Source organism: Microvirga sp. jy35, from assembly GCF_056148915.1.
Map to the genome: position 1 here is coordinate 43,016 of NZ_JBWBEW010000007.1, position 17,330 is coordinate 60,345.

Below are 17,330 nucleotides of genomic sequence, written 5' to 3' on the forward strand. Positions count from 1 at the left end.
AGGGATGAAGGGTGGGGGTCGCAAAGTCAGAGTGCTTGCTTCGTGAGCAAGCGCCACGGCACTACGGCGCCTAACTCGTCTAATTACTCACCCAGTCGCACCACCCCCACCCCTGCCCCTCCCCGCAAGGGAGAGGGGAAAGTATCGGAACACGCCGTTCACACCTTCTCGCCCCTGTTCTCCCTGCGCGGCGCCAGGAACCCGCCGGACTGGCGCGACCAGAGGCCGGCATAGAGGCCGCCGTTTTCCAGAAGCTCCTCGTGGGTGCCCTCCTCGACGATGCGAGCCTCGTCCATGACGATGAGGCGGTCCATGAGCTGCAGGGTCGAGAGGCGGTGCGCGATGGCGATCACGGTCTTGCCTTCCATCAGCGTCGCAAGCGATTCCTGGATTGCCGCCTCGACCTCGGAATCGAGCGCCGAGGTGGCCTCGTCCAGGACCAGGATCGGCGCGTCCTTCAGGATCACCCGGGCGATCGCAATGCGCTGGCGCTGGCCGCCTGAAAGCTTGACGCCGCGCTCGCCCACATGGGCATCGAAGCCGCGCCGGCCGCGGCCGTCCACGAGGCGCTCGATGAAGTCGGTGGCGTGAGCCTGGCGCGCGGCCTCGCGCATCGCCTCCTCGCTTGCATCCGGCCGGCCGTAGAGGATGTTTTCCCGGATGGAGCGATGCAGCAGGGACGTGTCCTGCGTCACCACGGAGATCTGCGCGCGCAGGCTCTCCTCCTGCGCGTCGGCGATGTCCTGCCCGTCGATCAGGATGCGGCCCTCTTGCGGCTCGAAGAAGCGCAGGAGCAGGTTGACCAGCGTGGTCTTGCCGACGCCTGAGCGGCCCACGAGCCCGATCTTCTCGCCGGGCCGCAGGGTGAGATTCAGTCGGTCGATCACCGTGTCGCCCTCGCCGTAGGAGAAGCTCACATCCTCGAAGCGGATCTCTCCGCGCGGAACGTTCAGGGGCCTGGCGGTCGGCTTGTCCTGCATGGTGAGCGGGCGCGAGATGGTCTTCATGCCCTCCTGCACCGTGCCCAGGTTCTCGAAGATGCCCATGACCTCGAAGGCGACCCAGCCGGACATGGAGACGATCTGCGTGGAGAGCAGCAGCGCCGTGGTCATGGTGCCGGCATCGACCCGGTTTTCGCTGAACAGCCACACGGCCACCGCGCCGGTGGCGACGAGAAAGATCGCATTCAGGAAGGTGAGGCCCGCCACGTAGAGCGTGTTGATGCGCTGCTGGCTCATGAAGGCGTCGTTGAGCCAGCTGTAGCCCTCGCTGATGTATTCGTCCTCGTCCTTGCGGCGCCCGAACAGCTTGACCGTCATGATGTTGGTGAAGCTGTCCACCACTTTTCCCGTGACGGCCGAGCGCGCCTCGCTGGAGAGGCGCGAGCGCTTCTGGATGCGCGGCACGGAAAAGCCGAGGAGCGCGGCATAGAGGACGAACCAGCCGGCCATGGGCATGGCAAGCCGCCAGTCCTGCGTTGCCATCAACCCGATGGAAGCCGCCCCGAAGATCAGGATCTGCCAGACGGCACGCGCGACCGACAGGACCGTCTCGCGCAAGGGTCGCCCGGTCTGCAGCACCCGGTTGGCGATGCGGCCCGCGAAATCCTCCTGGAAGAAGCCCAGGGGCTGGCGCACCACGTGCCAGTAGTTCTGCCAATGCACCATGGTGGTGAAAGAGACGGCGAGCGAGTGGTTGACCAGCAGCCGGAACAGGATCGTGCCCACGGGCCGCACCAGCAGGATGATCGCCCCCATGGTGATCAGCAGCGGCCCGGCCTCGGAAAAAATGCCTTCCGGCGAGGTGGTCGAGAGGGCGTTCACCAGGCGGCCGATGAGCCAGGGGACCAGCGCCTCGACGACGGCGAGCACGAAGCCGAGCGCGAACAGGGCCGCAAACAGGCCCTTCGCCTGGGCGATGAAGTGCCAGTAGAACCCCCAGAGCGTATCCGGCGGCGACGCCTCCGGCGGCTTCTTCCTGAAATCGATGCGGGTCTCGAAAAAGCGGAACATCAGGGCCTGCATTGGTTTGAACCCGAATCAACGGGCCAGCGGCCTGAATAATGCAACACTCTTTGGCTTGAGGGTGGCAGTCGCGGGGAAGTGAAGACCTATTCCGATAGGTCAGGGTCTCCTGACGGCATGGTTGCCTCACCTGCCCCCTGCTCATATGAGAAGGGCTCCCTGAAACGGGCGGCGCTCATCAATTCGGGGTGCCTTGAGAGCCAATAAACGTATGTCGCTGAACCACTCTTTCATCATCGATCTTGCAAGTCGCTATCTTCCCCGCCGAGCAGGTTTCTCGACTTCGGCTGTGGTACTGCCGATCTGGCGGCTCCGCCGTCGACCATGGATACGATGCCTATGGAGTGGATACCTTCCTGGGTGTGGGTGATAGCTCTGCAAATCTGGAGATTGCCGCTGGGAGGATCGGCTCCCGTGCCATTCCCATTGATCCTGACAAGCCGATGCCCTTTGAGGATGGCTTCTTCGAAGTCGTGGCTTCCAATCAAGTCTTCGAGCATGTGTCCGAGTTGGACGATGTCTGTGACGAGATTGCTCGTGTCATACGTCCGGGTGGGATCCTGCTGGCGCTCATGCCGACATCCGAAGTTTTGTGGGAGGATCACCTGAAGATGCCCTGGGTTCATCGGCTTCCTGTCGGATCGAACCGGCAGCGCATGTTGGTGAAGGCTCTTCGCCGGATCGGCTTCGGCACGCCCGGACATGCATCTGACGATGAGTGGCTCGGCAGGGCAGAGACGATCCTCCGTGAGGAGGTCTTCCACCGGTCCGTCGGTGAGTACGTCTCCGCCTTCAGCAAGAACTTCCGACTGCTTGCTGAGGATGAGCCCGCATGGGCGCGCTACCGAATCAAGCGCCACCCGCTGCTGAAGCACGGCTCTGCCCTGTACGAAATGCCCGGCGCGGACAGACTTATCCGGCAAGCCGTGCGTCGAGCGGCGGGAGCAGTTCTCGTGCTCCAGCGCCTGCCCTAGCTAGACCTTACCCCACCGCAAACAGATCCCGCGTCTCGGGTCCCTGCGGCTCCTCGAAGGCGTTCGGGTCGCCGGGGCCGGTTTCCCAGCCGAGATCGGGGAGCGCGATGATGCGAAGCCCCCGCGGGTCGTTGCGGGTCACCACGATGTTGCGGCTTTCCATATAGGCGATGAGGCGACGCGCCCGGCCGGGCGAGCGGCTGCCGCAGGCGCGGGCGATCTCGCCGTCCGGCGGGCAGGGCGAGCCCTCCATGGCCGCGCGGGCGATGAGCAGGTAGATGCCTTGGATGTCCTCCGTGAGATCGGCCGCGAACGTTACGGCGCGGTCCCATTCCGTACCCTCGGCGGTCGCCATGTCGACACCGGCGCGGGCCACCGCGAGGCGGCGGCGGAAGGCGTTGAGGTTCAACGGCTCGCCGGCGACGCGGCGGATGCGGCAGCGCACGAGAAAGTCCTGGTAGAGAACGGCCACGGAGCGGAAGGCGGCCTCCCGGTCGTCGAGGATCTCGCGCAGGATCGCGTCGAGGGCAGCCTCGCGCTCCGCCTTGGACTGCTCGGTCTCCTCCGCCTGCGGCTCGGGTGCTGCGGCAGGGCGGGTGCGGGCGAGTTGGGCCAGCAGGTCGTTGGTGGAGGGCGCCGGCGGCGGCGGGGGTGCGCGGCGCGGCAGGACCGGGCGGGCCGCCACCTCGTCCTCGCCCGCCTTGAAGATGAGGTCGCGGGCATCCTCCTTCGGCTGCTCTGGCAGCGGCATGAGCGTGAAGGTGCCGGTGCGGGTCGAGGTTTCGACCGCGCCGATGCGGATCGGCAGCGGGCGGCGCGACAGGGCCGGCCCCAGCGCCACGAAATGCCCGCGCTCGAGGTCGCGGAACATCTCGGCCTGGCGGCGCTCCATGCCCAAAAGGTCGGCGGCGCGGGCCATGTCGATGTCGAGGAAGGTGCGGCCCATGAGGAAGTTGGAGGCTTCCGCCGCCACGTTCTTGGCGAGCTTGGCGAGGCGCTGGGTGGCAATGATGCCGGCAAGCCCGCGCTTGCGGCCTCGGCACATGAGGTTGGTCATGGCCCCGAGGGAGACTTTTCTCGCCTCGTCCGACACCTCGCCGGCGGCGGCGGGGGCAAAAAGCTGCGCCTCGTCGACCACCACCAGCATCGGGTACCAGTAATCGCGCTCCGCATCGAAGAGGCCGCCCAGGAAGGCCGCGGCGCAGCGCATCTGCGCCTCGGTGTCGAGCCCTTCGAGGCTCAAGACCACCGAGACCCGGTGCTGGCGCACGCGGGCGGCGATGCGCTGCAGGTCGCCCTCGGACCGGGAGGCGTCCACCACCACATGGCCGAACTTGTCGGCGAGCGTGACGAAATCGCCCTCGGGGTCGATGATGGCCTGCTGGACGAGGTTGGCGCTCTGCTCGAGAAGGCGGCGCAGGAGATGCGACTTGCCGGAGCCGGAATTGCCCTGGACGAGCAGACGCGTCGCCAGGAGCTCTTCGAGATCGAGCAAGGCCGATTGTCCTCCCGGGGCGGAGGACGCCACTCCCGAAGAGACCTGTCCCATGTCGATGCCAGCCTTCATCAGCCTCCCTCGTATGATCCAGAGCATCGGACCCAAAAGTGGAAGGCACTTTTGGGTCCGATGCTCAATCCATCAAGCAGCGCATCGTGCGGAAAACCGGTTTCCCACTTTTCCGCACGATGCGCGAAATCCGCCACGGTCCTAACACGGCAAGGCTTAAGGAAGTGCCGGGCCATTGGGCGCTCTCCACAGGCGAGATGCCCTATCCCCAGCCACGACGCCGCAGGATCAGCGCATCGTGCGGACCCGGGGGCCGCTCCGAACGATGCGCAGCTTAAAGGATTAAGCACCGGATGGATCCCGAAAGCGCAAGTTCACTTTTGGGCCCGATGCCAAGGAAACACTTGGGCCCAAGGATCATTAGTCCCGGCCACATTCCCGCTCAGGATGGACGATGCCGATCCCCGCCTACAGAATCGCCGATAACGCCATGATGATCCGAGCCCAGAGCACGGCACCCGGCACGGAGACGCCGGGGTCGCAGACCACACCGCCCGGCGCAGCGGAGACGGAAGGGGCATTCGGCATCCTCGGCATGATGATCTCGGGGCTGATCATCATCTTCGCCATCGTGCTGCTCTACATGCGCTCGCGGAATCGAGGCTGATCAATCGGCTATCGCAACGTCCGCGGCCTTTGCGGCCCCGCCGCGCAGGGGCCGCTCCTCCAGGGCGAGCAGGAAGGCGAGCGCCAGGCCGAAACCGATCATGGCCGCCAGGAACACGTAGCTGAACACGTCGGAGAGATCGACTCCGCTCCGGGCGGCAGCTTCGCCCAGGGCCTCGAAGCTGGCGGCCCCCGTCACGCCTGAGCCGCTGAGCACGATGGCGCCGAAGATCGCCACGATGAAGGCGCCGCCAAGCGAGCGGAAGAAGTTGGCCGTGCCCGTGGCGGTTCCCATCTGGTGCGGGGCAACCGCGTTCTGGGTCGTCACCATGGTGACGGGGAGCAGCGTGCCCAGTCCGATGCTGATGATGCCGAGCAGGACTTCGACCAACGTGACCGACAGGATCTCGCCATAGAGGACGAGCACCCCCGTGGCGACGATCGCCACCAGAAGCCCCACGGTGGGCAGCCGCTTGTAGTGCCTGACCTTCGCCATGGTGCGCCCTGAGAGGGTGGCGCCCACGACTGTGCCGGCCATGAGGGGGATGAGGGCCAGACCCGACAGGCTCGCCGAGAGGCCGCGCACGGTCTCGAAATAGACCGGCAGGTAGATGGTGAGGCCGATATAGGTGCCCATGCCGAAGCAGGCCGCAAGCACGCCCATGCGCACCACGGGATTGTGCAGCACTCCCGAGGGGATCAGGGGCTCGGGCGCCATGCGCATCCGCAGGGCGAAGAGGCTCCAGAGAAGCAGGGAGCCGGCGAAGAGCCCGAGGATCGGAAGCGAGCTCCAGGGGAAGCGGATCCCGCCCCAGCTCAGGGCCAGAAGCAACGCGACCGTGGCCGAGACCAGAAGGATTGCGCCGAGCAGGTCCAGCCGGTGCGGGCGCTCGAACCGGGGCAATTTCTTCAGGCTCTGGAACGCGATGGCGAAGGCGACCAGGCCCAACGGCAGGTTGATCCAGAAGATCACCGACCAGTGCAGATGCTCGGCCATGAAGCCGCCCAGCACGGGCCCCAGCAGGCTCGAGGTCATGAAGACGCTGGCGAAATAGACCTGGTAGCGCCCCCTCTCCTTCGGCGGCACGATGTCGGCGATGATGGTCTGGGCCACCGCGATCAACCCGCCGCCGCCGATGCCCTGCAGGCCACGGGCCAGGATGAGGACAAGCATGCTGGGCGCCAGCGCGCAGGCGATGGAGCCGATGATGAACACCACGATGCCGACAAGCATGATGGTGCGCCGGCCATGGGAATCGCTGAGCTTGCCGTAGAGCGGCGTCACCGCCGTGGAGGTCAGGAGATAGACCGTGACGATCCACGACAGGTGTTCCAGGTCGCCGAGTTCGCGGCCGATGGTCGGAAGCGCCGTCGCGATGATGGTCTGGTCGAGGGCCGCCAGGAACATGGCCAGCAGCACGCCGACGATGATGGTGCGGATTTCGGCCTGGGTCAGGGGCTTGCCGTGAGAGCCGTGCAGGTGCGCAGGGGGAGATTGGTCCATCGTGTCCATCGGGTTCCGGCAGGCTCATCTAGGGGACGGGCCGAGGCTGTGTCGAACCTCCGCCTGCAGGGCTGGTATGCGTTCCGGCTCAAGACCGAGCTAAGTGGCCGCTCCGTCCACAGGTTCCGGCCTTTTGCCGATTGTTTTGGCGTCCTGCCTCTGGCGACGATCTGCGGTGTTCCTCTATTGTTCGCGCCATGCCGTCCCGCACCCAAATCACCCTCGCTCAGGCCCGGCGGATCGCCCTGGCCGCCCAGGGCTTTCACGAGGGCCGCCCCACGGCGGCAACGAAGCGCCACGTGAGCCGCGTGCTGCAGCGCTCGCACCTGCTCCAGATCGATTCGGTCAATGTGCTGGTGCGGGCCCATTACATGCCGCTGTTCTCGCGCATCGGCGCCTACGACCGGGGGGTGCTCGAAAAGACCGCGTACCATCCAAGGAGGCGGGAGGCCTTCGAGTACTGGGGCCACGAGGCCTCCCTGATCCGGCTCGATCTGCACCCGCTCTTCCGCTGGCGCATGGAGCGCGCCGCGCGGGGCGAAGGCACCTATGGCGGCCTGGCCCGGTTCGGGCGCGAGAAGCGCCCCTTCATCGAGGAGGTGCGCCGCGAGATCGAGGCGCGCGGGCCGAGCGGTGCGGGCGAGCTCTCGATCGGGGGCAAGGGCCAGGGCTCCTGGTGGGGCTGGAGCGACGGCAAGCGGGCGCTGGAATGGCTGTTCTGGGCAGGCAAGGTCACCACCGCGACGCGGCGCGGCTTCGAGCGCATCTACGACCTGCCGGAGCGTGTGCTGCCCTCGGAGATCCTGAATGTCCCGACACCCTCGACTGAGGAGGCGCAGCGGGAGCTCCTGCGGCTGTCCATCCGGGCGCTCGGCATCGCCTCCGAACGCTGCCTGCGCGATTATTTCCGACTGGAGGCGCAGGACGCCAAGGCGCGCATTCCCGAACTGGTGGAGGCGGGCGACCTCATCCCCGTCACCGTCGAGGGCTGGGGCCCGGTCTATCTCGATCCGCAGGCCAAGATCCCGCGCCGGGTCGAGGCGCGGGCGCTCGTGTCGCCCTTCGACCCCATCGTCTGGGAGCGCACGCGCACGGAGCGGCTGTTCGACTTCCGCTACCGGATCGAGATCTATACCCCGGCCGAGAAGCGGGAGTTCGGCTATTACTGCCTGCCCTTCGTGCTGGGCGAGAGGATCGTCGCCCGCGTCGATCTGAAGGCCGATCGGGCGGCGGGCAATCTCATCGTCCACTCGGTTCACCCGGAAGCCTCAGTTGTCCTGGAGGAGATCGCCCCCGCCCTGGGGGACGAGTTGCGTCTCATGGCCGAGTGGCTCAATCTCGGCTCCATCACCGCGCCGAAGGAGTGGCAAAAGCGGCTCCAGGTTTGACAGCAGCGAGCGAGCCCAGCCTTCGACCGCCAAGAATGATACACATCGCGTCATGGCCGTCCCCGGACTTGATCCGGGGATCAGTCCCAGCGATCCCGATCATGAAAAGTGCTGTGCCTCAGACAATCGAGATCACCGGCACAAGGCCGGTGATGACGTCCGTAGAGAACCTAAGCCCCTCGTCAGACGCCCCTCTTCTCCTATGTCATCAGGCCATGAAGACGCTTCTCACCCCCGCCGCCCGCCTGTGGTTCCGCCTGCGGCTCAACGAAATCGGCCCGCTGCTGTCGCTCTCCGCCTGCGGCTTCTTCGCCTGGGCCTTCATCGAACTCGCCGGCGAGGTGCGGGAGGGCGAGACCCATGCGCTCGACAGCGAGCTCCTGCTGGCGCTCCGCGATCCGCAGAATCCGGCCAATCCCCTCGGACCCTCCTGGCTCGAGGAATCGGCCAGGGACATCACGGGGCTTGGGGGCTACGCCATCCTGTCGATCATTACGCTCGCCACATGGGCCTATCTGCTCATGACCCGGAGGCAGGGCGCAGCGCTGCTGGTGATCGTCGCCATCGTCGGCGGCACGCTGATCTCCACCGGCCTCAAGATGGGATTCGAGCGGCCCCGGCCTGATCTGGTGCCCCATGCCACCCGGATCTACACCGCAAGTTTCCCCAGCGGCCATGCCATGATGTCGGCCATCACCTATCTGACGCTCGGCGCTCTCCTCGCCCGTGTGGAAAAGAGCCGGCGGGCGAGCGCCTTCATCATGGGGCTTGCCATCATCATGACCGTGCTGGTCGGCTTGAGCCGCGTCTATCTCGGGGTCCACTGGCCGAGCGACGTAGTCGCCGGCTGGTCGGTGGGCGCAGCCTGGGCGGCCCTGTGCTGGTTCGTGGCCCTGCAGCTGCAGCGGCGCGGCCAGGTGGAAAGGCCGGGCGAAACCTCACGCTCATCCGACGCCAAGACCGAATGACGGACGAGGCCGGCAAACCTGTCCGCAAGACGCCGCGCAAGGTGACGGCGGCCTACCTGCAGCGGGCCGCCATGTCTTATCTCGAACGCTATGCCTCCTCGGCCGAGAACCTGCGCCGCGTCCTGCGCCGCAAGGTCGACAAACGCTGCCGTCTGCGCGGCGAGGACCCGGCCGAGTTCCACGACATGATCGACGAGGTGGTGGCGAAAAGCCTGAAAATCGGCCTCATCGACGACACCCGCTATGCGGAAGCCCGCGTGGCGACGTTGCGCCGGCGGGGCGGCTCGGCACGGGCCATCCAGGCGAAGCTCTCCGCCAAGGGCGTCGACCGCAACACCATCGCGGCGGCCCTGGAGGGAGAGGAAGGTGACGAGGAGCAGGCGGCCCGCGCCTTCGCCCGCCGTCGCAAGCTGGGGCCGTTCCGGCCCGGCGAGCGCGCGCCCTATCGCGACAAGGACCTGGCCGCCATGGCCCGGGCCGGTTTCCGGTTCGGCGTGGCACGGAGAATCATCGAGGGCGAGCGGGATGAGGAGCACGGGGGTCCCTAAGCCCCATATATTTTATCCGGATGAAATTGACGAAGGTATTTAACCCGGGTAAAATCCTGCCGGATGGGATGTTGGCAGGGGATCGATCATGGCCGATGAACACAGAACCTATACGGCTTTCGCGGGGACGCACCGGGTCGCGACGGGCGATCTCGCCACCGTCGCGGCGAAGGCCAAGGCCTTTCTCGACCAGGATGAGGGAGCAGGCCTCCTGATCCTGGACGACGAGACCTGCCGCGTCGTCGAAGTCGATTTCCGCGGAACGGCTGACGATGTGGTGAAGCGGCTGGAGCGCTCCGCCGGCGAAAGCCCGGAGCCGCGGGGTCCGGGTCGCCCCAGGCTCGGCGTCGTGGCGCGCGAGGTGACGCTGCTCCCGCGGCACTGGGAATGGCTCAGCGCCCAGCCGGGCGGCGCCTCCGTCGCCCTGCGCAAGCTGGTCGAGGAGGCCCGGCGCAGCAACGAGTCCAAGGACCGCACGCGGCAGGCCAAAGAGACGCTCTATCGGTTCATGTCGACGCTCGCCGGGGACGAAGCGGGCTTCGAAGAAGCCTCGCGCGCGCTCTTTGCCGGGGATCGGAAGCTGTTCGAGGCACTGATCCGGCTATGGCCCAGGGATCTGCGGGAGCATGCCGGGCGGCTGGCCGGTGCCGCCTTTGCACACGAGGCCTCGAAGCCGTGAGGTGAGCGCAGCCTGTTCCTAACGCACGAACATGATCGTCGGCTTGTCCTTGTAGGCTGTGCGGCAGAACTCCCGGTAGCCGCATTTCTCCGCCACGCGGATGGACGGCTCGTTCTCAGGAGCGATGATGCAGGCCGTGCGCCTGGAGCTGAAATGCCCGTCGCCCCACGCGATGGCGGCGCGCGCGGCTTCCGTCGCGTAGCCTTTTCCGTGGGCATGAGGCGCAATCACCCAGCCGATCTCCGGGATGCCTTCGAGGGACGGCTCAATCTCGCGCCGGAGATCGACAAACCCGAGTTCGCCCAAGAAGCGGTCGGTTTCCTTCTCCACGACAACCCAGTAGCCGAAGCCGAGCAGGGTCCAGTGACCGACATAGCGCAGCAGTCGCGACCAAGCCTCTTCCCGGGTGGAAGGCTTACCGCTGATGAAGCGCGTCACCTCCGGGTCGGTCCAGAGGGCGAGGCTATCGGCAAAGTCGTCGAGCCGGTGCCCACGAAGGGTGAGACGCTCGGTCTCAAGGACCGGGATGGATGACGAGAGAATAGGCTGCATGGTTGTATCTGATGGATTCGAATCACGTGTCCTGGGTAGCGCAATCAAGCACCACGAATTCCGTTCCGCATAGCCTGCAGCGTGCGCCTGTACCGGTGATCTCCGCAGAGGCGTCATGGTCGCGAAGGGCCCTCAGGCATTTCGGGCAGCGGTAGCTCTCTCCGTGTTCGAAGTCGTAGTCCGGCCCCACATAGGCACAGATCAGGTGGTGGACGATCGCATGAATCGCGACGTCCTTGGTCCGGCAGACCGGACATGAGACATGTGTGGCGCCGGGCTGCATTGGCGCCCCTCAGCCGAGATCGAAAAAGCGGATGATCGCTTCCGCGATGCGGCTCGCTACGTTCGTGTAGTACATGTAGACGCTGACGCTCGAATTGAGAGCAGGCGGGCTGACATCCGGATCGAGCCGGATGCGCGCCACCTGGCCCCTTTGCGGCTCCCGCAAAATCGAGCTGCGGCGGCTCTCGAACGTATCGGAGATCGGCAGGATCTCGCTGATGGTCCCGAGAGCCCTGGTTCGTCCGATCCCGACGACAACCCTGTAGCCGGGCTGCGGATCGACGAGGCGGAAGTCCGGGATGTACCAGTCGATATAGACATCGCCATCGTGGAAGATCTCCGCAATCGACGATCCTGCCAGGACGGTCTCGCCGGCCCGGGCCGGATGGGTCGCCACGATGCCTGTCACGGGCGAGAGCACGCGGCCCCCGTCGAATTCCCGCTCGGCGCGCTCCAGCTGGCTCTGGATCTGCGCGCGGGTCTGCGCGAGACGCAACAGCTGGGTCGAGGCTTCCTCGGCCGCGGCTTCGAGTTCCACCACGTTCTGCACGGCCTCGGCCCGCTCCCGATAGACCGTCGTGCGGTAGGCGAGACTGGCGCTTTCGGTGTTGGCGATCTTCTCGAGACGGCGCAGGCTCTCGTCGGCCACGCGCAGGCGCGAGCGGGCGGAACCGAGGGAGTCGCGGGCGAGGCGTGCCTTGACGCGCAGCTCCGCCTCGCGGCTGGTCACATCCGCGAGGGCGCGCGTGAGGTTCGACAGGGTTTCGGCGAACTGCGGGGAGCGCACGAGGGCAATCGGCGCGCCGGCCTCGACCTTGGCGCCCGGGGTCACATCCATCTTCTGAACCTGGACGATATAGGGCAGCGAGACGATCTCGCGCGGAGCCGATACGATTCCGGGACCGCCCAAGAAAACGAGCGGCATGCTGAATCGAAGCACGAAGAAACCCAGCACGCCGATCACGCCCACGGCATAGATCAGGCGCACGAGGCGCCCTGTCGCCGAGCGGCGGCTTTCGACGGGATCGGGCACGTTGGGATCGAGGCGGCGAAGCTGAATGTTCATGCAGGATCCTTCAGGCACGCCGACCGGTCACGGCTCGCCGCACGCGAGGCGGAACGTAGTCGTCGTCGTGCGAGGCGGAGAACAGGATCTCGGACGAGAACGCCATGAAGCGCGCCACCTTCATCGCGACGCCCTGATAGAGCGGGAAGACCAGGGCGGCTGCGAGACTGAAGAGGCTCAGGGAGCGGCCAAACAGCAGGCTGGCGAGCGCGATGTTGAACAGCGCGAAGCCGAGCAGGAACAGGTAGACGGCCGTGAGGAACAGCAGGGTCTGCGGCCCGAAGAGCAGCGTGCAGTAGACGAGGTAGAAAGGAAACGAGAGAGTCGGCACGAGATCGAAGACGATGAAGTCGAGACGCTGCAGCGTGTCCGACAAGCTCTCCGGCTTGAAGATTTCCATTTCACGGTATTCGATGAGCCTGATGCGCAGGGCGTCCCTGTCCCAGCGCTGGCGCTGGCGAATGAGACTGACAGGATTGTCCGGCACCGCTGTTTCGGCCCATGCATCGGGCACGAAGCGCACGCGGTAGCCGTAGCGCCGCAGGCGCAGGGTCATCTCGAGATCCTCGCCCGGACCGGGATCGAGCCCGCCGCGCTGCACGAAGATGTCGCGCCGATACATGGAGCAAGCGCCGGAACAGCAGGAGATCGCGTTGATCAGGCTGAGGAACGATTTCCCGGCGCTGATCGACATCAGGTATTCGATGCCCTGCAGGGCCGTGCTGAGCGAAGCGTCCTCGTTGCTGACCCCGAGATTGCAGCAGGCTGCGGCCACGTGGGGGTCGCGGAACGCGGCAGCAAGCCGGGCCAGCGTCGTGGGTGCAAAAACGGTATCGGGATCCATGGCCAGGATCAGGTCGCCGCGGGCATAGCGGGCGCCTGCATTCACCGCGGGACTTCGCCCGCAGCGTGTGCCGTGATGGATGACCATGTGGACGAGGCCTGCGGCACGGGCCTGTTCCGCCATCGCGAGCGTCTCGTCGGTGGAGCCGTCGTCCACCACGATGATCTCCAGGGGCTTGAGCGTCTGTCCGTGGAGGGATGCGAGGGACTGAAGAAGACCCGTACCGCCGTTGAAAGCAGGAAGGATGACGCTGACCGTCACGCCTGCCCTGGCCTCGAGGGCCGCAGGCCTCCGCAGCCGTTGCATGAGGACGAGCGAAACGAGAGAAATCGTATAGCGGGGAATGTCGAGAACGAAGACGGCGAGCGCCAGCAGAACCCAGTCCGCCTGACCCACCAGCAGGAACATGTCGTTCAATAGGAAAGCCCGCTTCTGGTTGATGCTGCCGGCCGGCGCCATGCCGGCCGTGTGTCTGCCCCGCTGTCCGGAAGCCGGTTCGTTTCGTAGGCTGTAGACAAATTCACGGAGCCTGGAATTGTTATGACATAATGTTTCGACAGAATGGGAGGTGGTGGGCTCCATACCCATCGGAAAGCGAGGAGATCGTCCTTACAGCGCTACAGCAAACCGGCACCTGCATTGACCGCAAGCGCCAGGATGGTGGTGTTGAAGAGGAAGGACAGGATCGTGTGGGCGAGAGCAAGGCGGCGCATGCGCCGTGAGACGATCACCACGTCCGAGGTCTGCGCCGCGGCGCCGAGATTGAACGAAAAATACAGGAAATCCCAGTAATCGGGCCGACCTTCATGCGGGAAGGCGAGACCCCGTCGTTCGCCCCCGTCGCCGTAATACTCGTGTGCGTAATGAATGGCGTAGATCGTATGCACGAAGAACCATGAGCAGAGGATGGTGACGGCGGCGATCCCGAGACGAAAGGTCTGCTGCCCGCTCGGATCACCCCGGATGCCGGCGAGCTCCACGGCGATGGCGGCAAGACTTGCGACGGAGGCCCCCAGCGTCAGCGCGAGCACCACGATGGCGCTCTCGTCCTCCTGCGCCGCCCGCTCCTGCATTTCGGCGGTGGAGGAGCGCAAGGCCATAGCCCAGGCGAGACCCAGATAGCAGACGACGCCGATGTCCCAGGCGACGAGCAGGCGCGAATTCACCAGCCAGGACACCGGCAGCACGGCAAAGACCAGACATGCCGCGAAAGCCGAGCCGAGAAGCCGTGAACGCAGGCGGGCCTTGAGATGCATCATCGCTCACCTCTTCAGGCAAATGGCAGTCGGCCTCTGGAGCCTATCGCTCCCTGTTCTAGATGACCCAGCGTCACTAAAAAAGGAGATCAGGATGAACCGCAAGGCAAGAGCCGTCTGGCAGGGCACGGGCAAGGAGGGCACCGGCCATCTCACCGCCGATTCCGGCGTGCTGTCCTCGACGCCCTATTCGTTCAAAACCCGCTTCGAGAACGAGAAGGGCACAAACCCGGAAGAGCTGATCGCCGCGGCGCACGCGGGCTGCTTCACCATGGCGCTCGCCTTCCAGCTTCAGGGCGCCGGCTTCACGCCGACGGAGCTCGCCACGGAGGCGGTGGTCTCCCTCGAACAGGAAGGCAGCGGCTTCACGATCAAGAAATCGGCCCTGACGCTCAACGCCAGCGTGCCGGGCATCGACCGCGCCAAGTTCGAGGAGCTCGCCCGTGCGGCCGAGAAAAACTGCCCCGTGTCGAAGGTGCTCAACGCCGAGATCACCATGGACTTCACGCTGGCTTGAGCTCCAAGTGCCGTCATCACCGGCTTTGTGCCGGTGATCTCGATTGCATGAGGCGCGGCGCTCCACAAAAGCGAGATGGCCGGGACGAGCCCGGCCATAACGTGGTGGGTGGCATCCCCGGCGGTCCGCAGTACCGGGAAGGGGATCCACATTTACGATCAGCGCTATGGATTCCCTTCCCCTCCGCTGACGCGTCCTCCCGGGAATGACACGGCGCGTCTTTCGGACCTACGACCCGGCCTTCTTGTAGGCGTCGACGATGGCCTGTCCATCGGGGCCGGCCTTCTTCAGCCAATCCGCCGTGAGCTGCTCGCCGACCTTCAGGAGGCCTGCCTTCAGCTCAGGCCCTGGAGGCTGCACCTTCATGCCCTTTGCGGTCATCTGCTCCACGTACCACTTGGTCTTTTCCTGAGCCGTCTTCCAGCCCCGCTCCTCGGCGGTCTTGGCGGCCTTCAGCACGGCCTCCTGGGTCGGCTTGTCGAGAGCGTCGAAAGCGGCCTTGTTGACGAAGGTGATGTTCTTCGGAATCCAGGCCTGCGTGTCGTAGAAGTGCGTGAGCGACTCCCATACCTTCGAGTCGTAGCCGGTCGCACCCGACGTCATGAAGGTGTTGACCACGCCGGTGGCGAGCGCCTGAGGCAGGTCGGCCGCCTGCACCGTCACCGGCTGCGCGCCGACGATCTCCGCGATGCGCGCTGTGCCGGGATTGTAGGAGCGCCACTTCACGCCCTTCAGATCCTCGACGGTGTTGATGTCCTTCTTGGCGAAGATCCCTTGCGGCGGCCACGGCACCGCAAAGAGAAGCATCAGGCCCTGACTCGACAGCTTCTTCTCGAGCGCCGGACGCTGCACGTCCAGGAGCTTCTTCGCCTGGTCGAACGAGGTGGCCAGGAAGGGCACCACGTCGAGGCCGTAGACCGGGTCCTCGTTCTCGTGCAGCGACATCAGCACCTCGCCGGCCTGAGCCTGGCCGGTCTGCACCGCGCGCTTGATCTCCGGTGCCTTGAAGAGCGAGGCGTTGCCGTGGACCGTGATCTGCAGCTTGCCTCCGGTGGCGTCCGCCACGTCCTTGGAGAAGGCGTTCAGGTTCTCTGTGTGGAAGTTGTCCGGCGGATAGGCGGCGGGCAGGTTCCACTTTGTCTGCGCCAGCGCGGGTGCTGCCATCAGCAGCACTCCGGCGAGGCTCAACGTGAAGCGCGTCATGTGTTTCATCGGTCTGTCTCCCTTTTGCTTTGTAAACGAGCTTAATCCGGAAAGGCCATCTGCGGCAGCAGCATGACGATGCTCGGAAACACCGTGATGATCGCAACCGCCACGACGAGCAGGAAGAAGAACGGCAGCGAGGCCAGGGCCACCGTGTTGGAATCCTTGCCCGACATGGTCTGGAGCACGAAGAGGTTGAAGCCGACCGGCGGCGAGACCTCCGCCATCTCGACCACGAGAATGAGGAAGATGCCGAACCAGATCAGGTCGAAGCCTGCGGTCTTCACCATGGGAATCACCACCGCCGTGGTGAGCACGATCATGGAGATGCCGTCGAGCGCCGTGCCGAGCAGGATGTACATGATCGTCAGCGCCGCGATGAGCGCGTAGGGCGAAAGATTCAGGCCGTCGACCCACGACGCGAGCGCCTGAGGAATGCCCGTATAGGCCATCGAGGTCGACATGAAGGAGGCGCCGGCCAGGATCAGCATGATCATGCAGGTGATGCGCGTCGTGCCCATGACGCTCTTCCAGAACGAGTCCCACGACAGCGAGCCAGACCACCAGGCAATCGCCAGGGAGCCGAGCACGCCCCAGGCGGCGCATTCAGTGGCCGTGGCCCATCCGAGCAGCAGGGTGAGAAACACGAGCGCAATCAGGAGCGCGACGGGAATGAGGTTCGTCGATTCCCTCACCTTCTCGCGAAAGCTCATGCTCGGTTCAGGCGGGGGCGCCTTCTTCGGGTTGAGCAGAGACCACACGGCGATGTAGCCGGAATAGAGCGCCATCACGAGAAGCCCCGGCAGGAAGCCGGCCAGAAAAATCTGAATGATCGAGACGTTCGCCGCCACCGCATAGACCACCATGGTGATCGAGGGAGGAATGAGGATGCCGAGCGTGCCCGCGCCCGCGAGCGAGCCGAGGCTCACCATGTCGTCGTAGCCGCGCTTCTTCAGTTCCGGCAGGGCGATCTTGGCCACTGTCGCGCAGGTGGCGGCCGACGAGCCGGAGACGGAGCCGAAGATGCCGCAGGCCAGCACGTTGACGTGCATCAGCCGCCCGGGAAGCCAGTTGAGCCAGGGGGCGAGGCCGCGGAACATTTCTTCCGACAAACGCGTGCGGAACAGGATCTCGCCCATCCAGATGAAGAGCGGAAGCGCGGCAAGCGTCCAGGAGGCGGAATTGCCCCAGATCGTGGTGGCGAGCACCGAACCCGCCGGAATGCCGCCGCCCACGAACTGCATGCCGACCCAGCCGCAGGCCATGAGTGCAATGGCGATCCACACGCCGCCGGCGAGAAGCACCGCCAGCAGCAGGAGAAGCAGGCCGGAAATCTCGATGAGTTCCATGTC

At 65.5% G+C, this 17,330-nt stretch carries 17 protein-coding genes; 7 read left to right on the top strand and 10 right to left on the bottom strand.

Going from position 1 to position 17,330, the window contains the following annotated elements; all coding sequences use genetic code 11:
• Positions 1 to 158 precede the first annotated feature (158 nt).
• Positions 159 to 2,012, bottom strand: coding sequence for an ABC transporter ATP-binding protein (locus tag AC0QTX_RS07630; protein ID WP_474603224.1), 1,854 nt, complete (start codon positions 2,010 to 2,012; stop codon positions 159 to 161).
• A gap of 254 nt (positions 2,013 to 2,266) precedes the next feature.
• On the opposite strand from AC0QTX_RS07630, the gene AC0QTX_RS07635 reads away from it, so the two are divergent.
• Positions 2,267 to 2,998, top strand: coding sequence for a class I SAM-dependent methyltransferase (locus AC0QTX_RS07635; RefSeq protein ID WP_474603225.1), 732 nt, complete (start codon positions 2,267 to 2,269; stop codon positions 2,996 to 2,998).
• A gap of 7 nt (positions 2,999 to 3,005) precedes the next feature.
• Here AC0QTX_RS07635 and AC0QTX_RS07640 read toward each other — a convergent pair whose 3' ends face one another.
• Positions 3,006 to 4,565: a helicase HerA domain-containing protein gene (locus AC0QTX_RS07640; RefSeq protein ID WP_474603226.1), complete on the bottom strand. Its 1,560-nt coding sequence runs from the start codon at positions 4,563 to 4,565 to the stop codon at positions 3,006 to 3,008.
• 394 nt (positions 4,566 to 4,959) lie between these two features.
• On the opposite strand from AC0QTX_RS07640, the gene AC0QTX_RS07645 reads away from it, so the two are divergent.
• Positions 4,960 to 5,172 carry a hypothetical protein gene (locus tag AC0QTX_RS07645; protein WP_474603227.1) on the top strand — a complete coding sequence of 71 codons (213 nt, stop codon included), beginning with the start codon at positions 4,960 to 4,962 and terminating at the stop codon, positions 5,170 to 5,172.
• Here AC0QTX_RS07645 and AC0QTX_RS07650 read toward each other — a convergent pair whose 3' ends face one another.
• On the bottom strand, positions 5,173 to 6,675 hold the full coding sequence (locus AC0QTX_RS07650; protein WP_474603228.1) for an MDR family MFS transporter: 1,503 nt from the start codon (positions 6,673 to 6,675) through the stop codon (positions 5,173 to 5,175).
• 197 nt (positions 6,676 to 6,872) lie between these two features.
• Between AC0QTX_RS07650 and AC0QTX_RS07655 the strand changes: the two genes are divergently transcribed.
• The 4 genes from AC0QTX_RS07655 (at position 6,873) to AC0QTX_RS07670 (ending at position 10,258) form a co-directional block, all read left to right on the top strand.
• Positions 6,873 to 8,063 (top strand): winged helix-turn-helix domain-containing protein, encoded by a 1,191-nt coding sequence (locus tag AC0QTX_RS07655; protein WP_474603229.1) that lies wholly within the window; start codon positions 6,873 to 6,875, stop codon positions 8,061 to 8,063.
• A gap of 215 nt (positions 8,064 to 8,278) precedes the next feature.
• Positions 8,279 to 9,031 carry a phosphatase PAP2 family protein gene (locus tag AC0QTX_RS07660; protein ID WP_474603230.1) on the top strand — a complete coding sequence of 251 codons (753 nt, stop codon included), beginning with the start codon at positions 8,279 to 8,281 and terminating at the stop codon, positions 9,029 to 9,031.
• The gene (locus tag AC0QTX_RS07665) at positions 9,028 to 9,579 is read left to right on the top strand and encodes a regulatory protein RecX (RefSeq protein ID WP_474603231.1); all 552 of its coding nucleotides are present in this window, start codon (positions 9,028 to 9,030) and stop codon (positions 9,577 to 9,579) included. The genes AC0QTX_RS07660 and AC0QTX_RS07665 overlap by 4 nt, the downstream gene beginning before the upstream one ends.
• Positions 9,580 to 9,667: 88 nt before the next feature.
• Positions 9,668 to 10,258 carry a DUF2239 family protein gene (locus AC0QTX_RS07670; protein WP_474603232.1) on the top strand — a complete coding sequence of 197 codons (591 nt, stop codon included), beginning with the start codon at positions 9,668 to 9,670 and terminating at the stop codon, positions 10,256 to 10,258.
• A gap of 18 nt (positions 10,259 to 10,276) precedes the next feature.
• Here the strand turns inward: AC0QTX_RS07670 and AC0QTX_RS07675 are convergent, their stop codons facing one another.
• The 5 genes from AC0QTX_RS07675 to AC0QTX_RS07695 form a co-directional block, all read right to left on the bottom strand.
• Positions 10,277 to 10,810: a GNAT family N-acetyltransferase gene (locus AC0QTX_RS07675; protein ID WP_474603233.1), complete on the bottom strand. Its 534-nt coding sequence runs from the start codon at positions 10,808 to 10,810 to the stop codon at positions 10,277 to 10,279.
• Positions 10,811 to 10,832: 22 nt separating this feature from the next.
• Complete coding sequence (locus AC0QTX_RS07680; RefSeq protein WP_474603234.1) at positions 10,833 to 11,093, bottom strand: TackOD1 domain-containing metal-binding protein; 261 nt, start codon at positions 11,091 to 11,093, stop codon at positions 10,833 to 10,835.
• A 9-nt stretch (positions 11,094 to 11,102) separates the two neighbouring features.
• Positions 11,103 to 12,158, bottom strand: coding sequence for an HlyD family secretion protein (locus tag AC0QTX_RS07685; RefSeq protein WP_474603235.1), 1,056 nt, complete (start codon positions 12,156 to 12,158; stop codon positions 11,103 to 11,105).
• Positions 12,159 to 12,168: 10 nt separating this feature from the next.
• Positions 12,169 to 13,461 (bottom strand): glycosyltransferase family 2 protein, encoded by a 1,293-nt coding sequence (locus tag AC0QTX_RS07690; RefSeq protein WP_474603236.1) that lies wholly within the window; start codon positions 13,459 to 13,461, stop codon positions 12,169 to 12,171.
• 158 nt (positions 13,462 to 13,619) lie between these two features.
• The gene (locus AC0QTX_RS07695; protein ID WP_474603237.1) at positions 13,620 to 14,261 is read right to left on the bottom strand and encodes a DUF1345 domain-containing protein; all 642 of its coding nucleotides are present in this window, start codon (positions 14,259 to 14,261) and stop codon (positions 13,620 to 13,622) included.
• A 91-nt stretch (positions 14,262 to 14,352) separates the two neighbouring features.
• Here AC0QTX_RS07695 and AC0QTX_RS07700 point away from each other — a divergent pair, with 91 nt between their 5' ends.
• Positions 14,353 to 14,775: an OsmC family protein gene (locus tag AC0QTX_RS07700; protein WP_474603238.1), complete on the top strand. Its 423-nt coding sequence runs from the start codon at positions 14,353 to 14,355 to the stop codon at positions 14,773 to 14,775.
• Positions 14,776 to 15,003: 228 nt separating this feature from the next.
• Here the strand turns inward: AC0QTX_RS07700 and AC0QTX_RS07705 are convergent, their stop codons facing one another.
• Both AC0QTX_RS07705 and AC0QTX_RS07710 read right to left on the bottom strand, forming a co-directional pair.
• Entirely contained in the window at positions 15,004 to 15,987 is a 984-nt protein-coding gene (locus AC0QTX_RS07705; RefSeq protein ID WP_474603239.1) for a TRAP transporter substrate-binding protein, read from the bottom strand.
• 32 nt (positions 15,988 to 16,019) lie between these two features.
• On the bottom strand, positions 16,020 to 17,327 hold the full coding sequence (locus AC0QTX_RS07710) for a TRAP transporter large permease (protein ID WP_474603240.1): 1,308 nt from the start codon (positions 17,325 to 17,327) through the stop codon (positions 16,020 to 16,022).
• Positions 17,328 to 17,330: the final 3 nt, after the last annotated feature.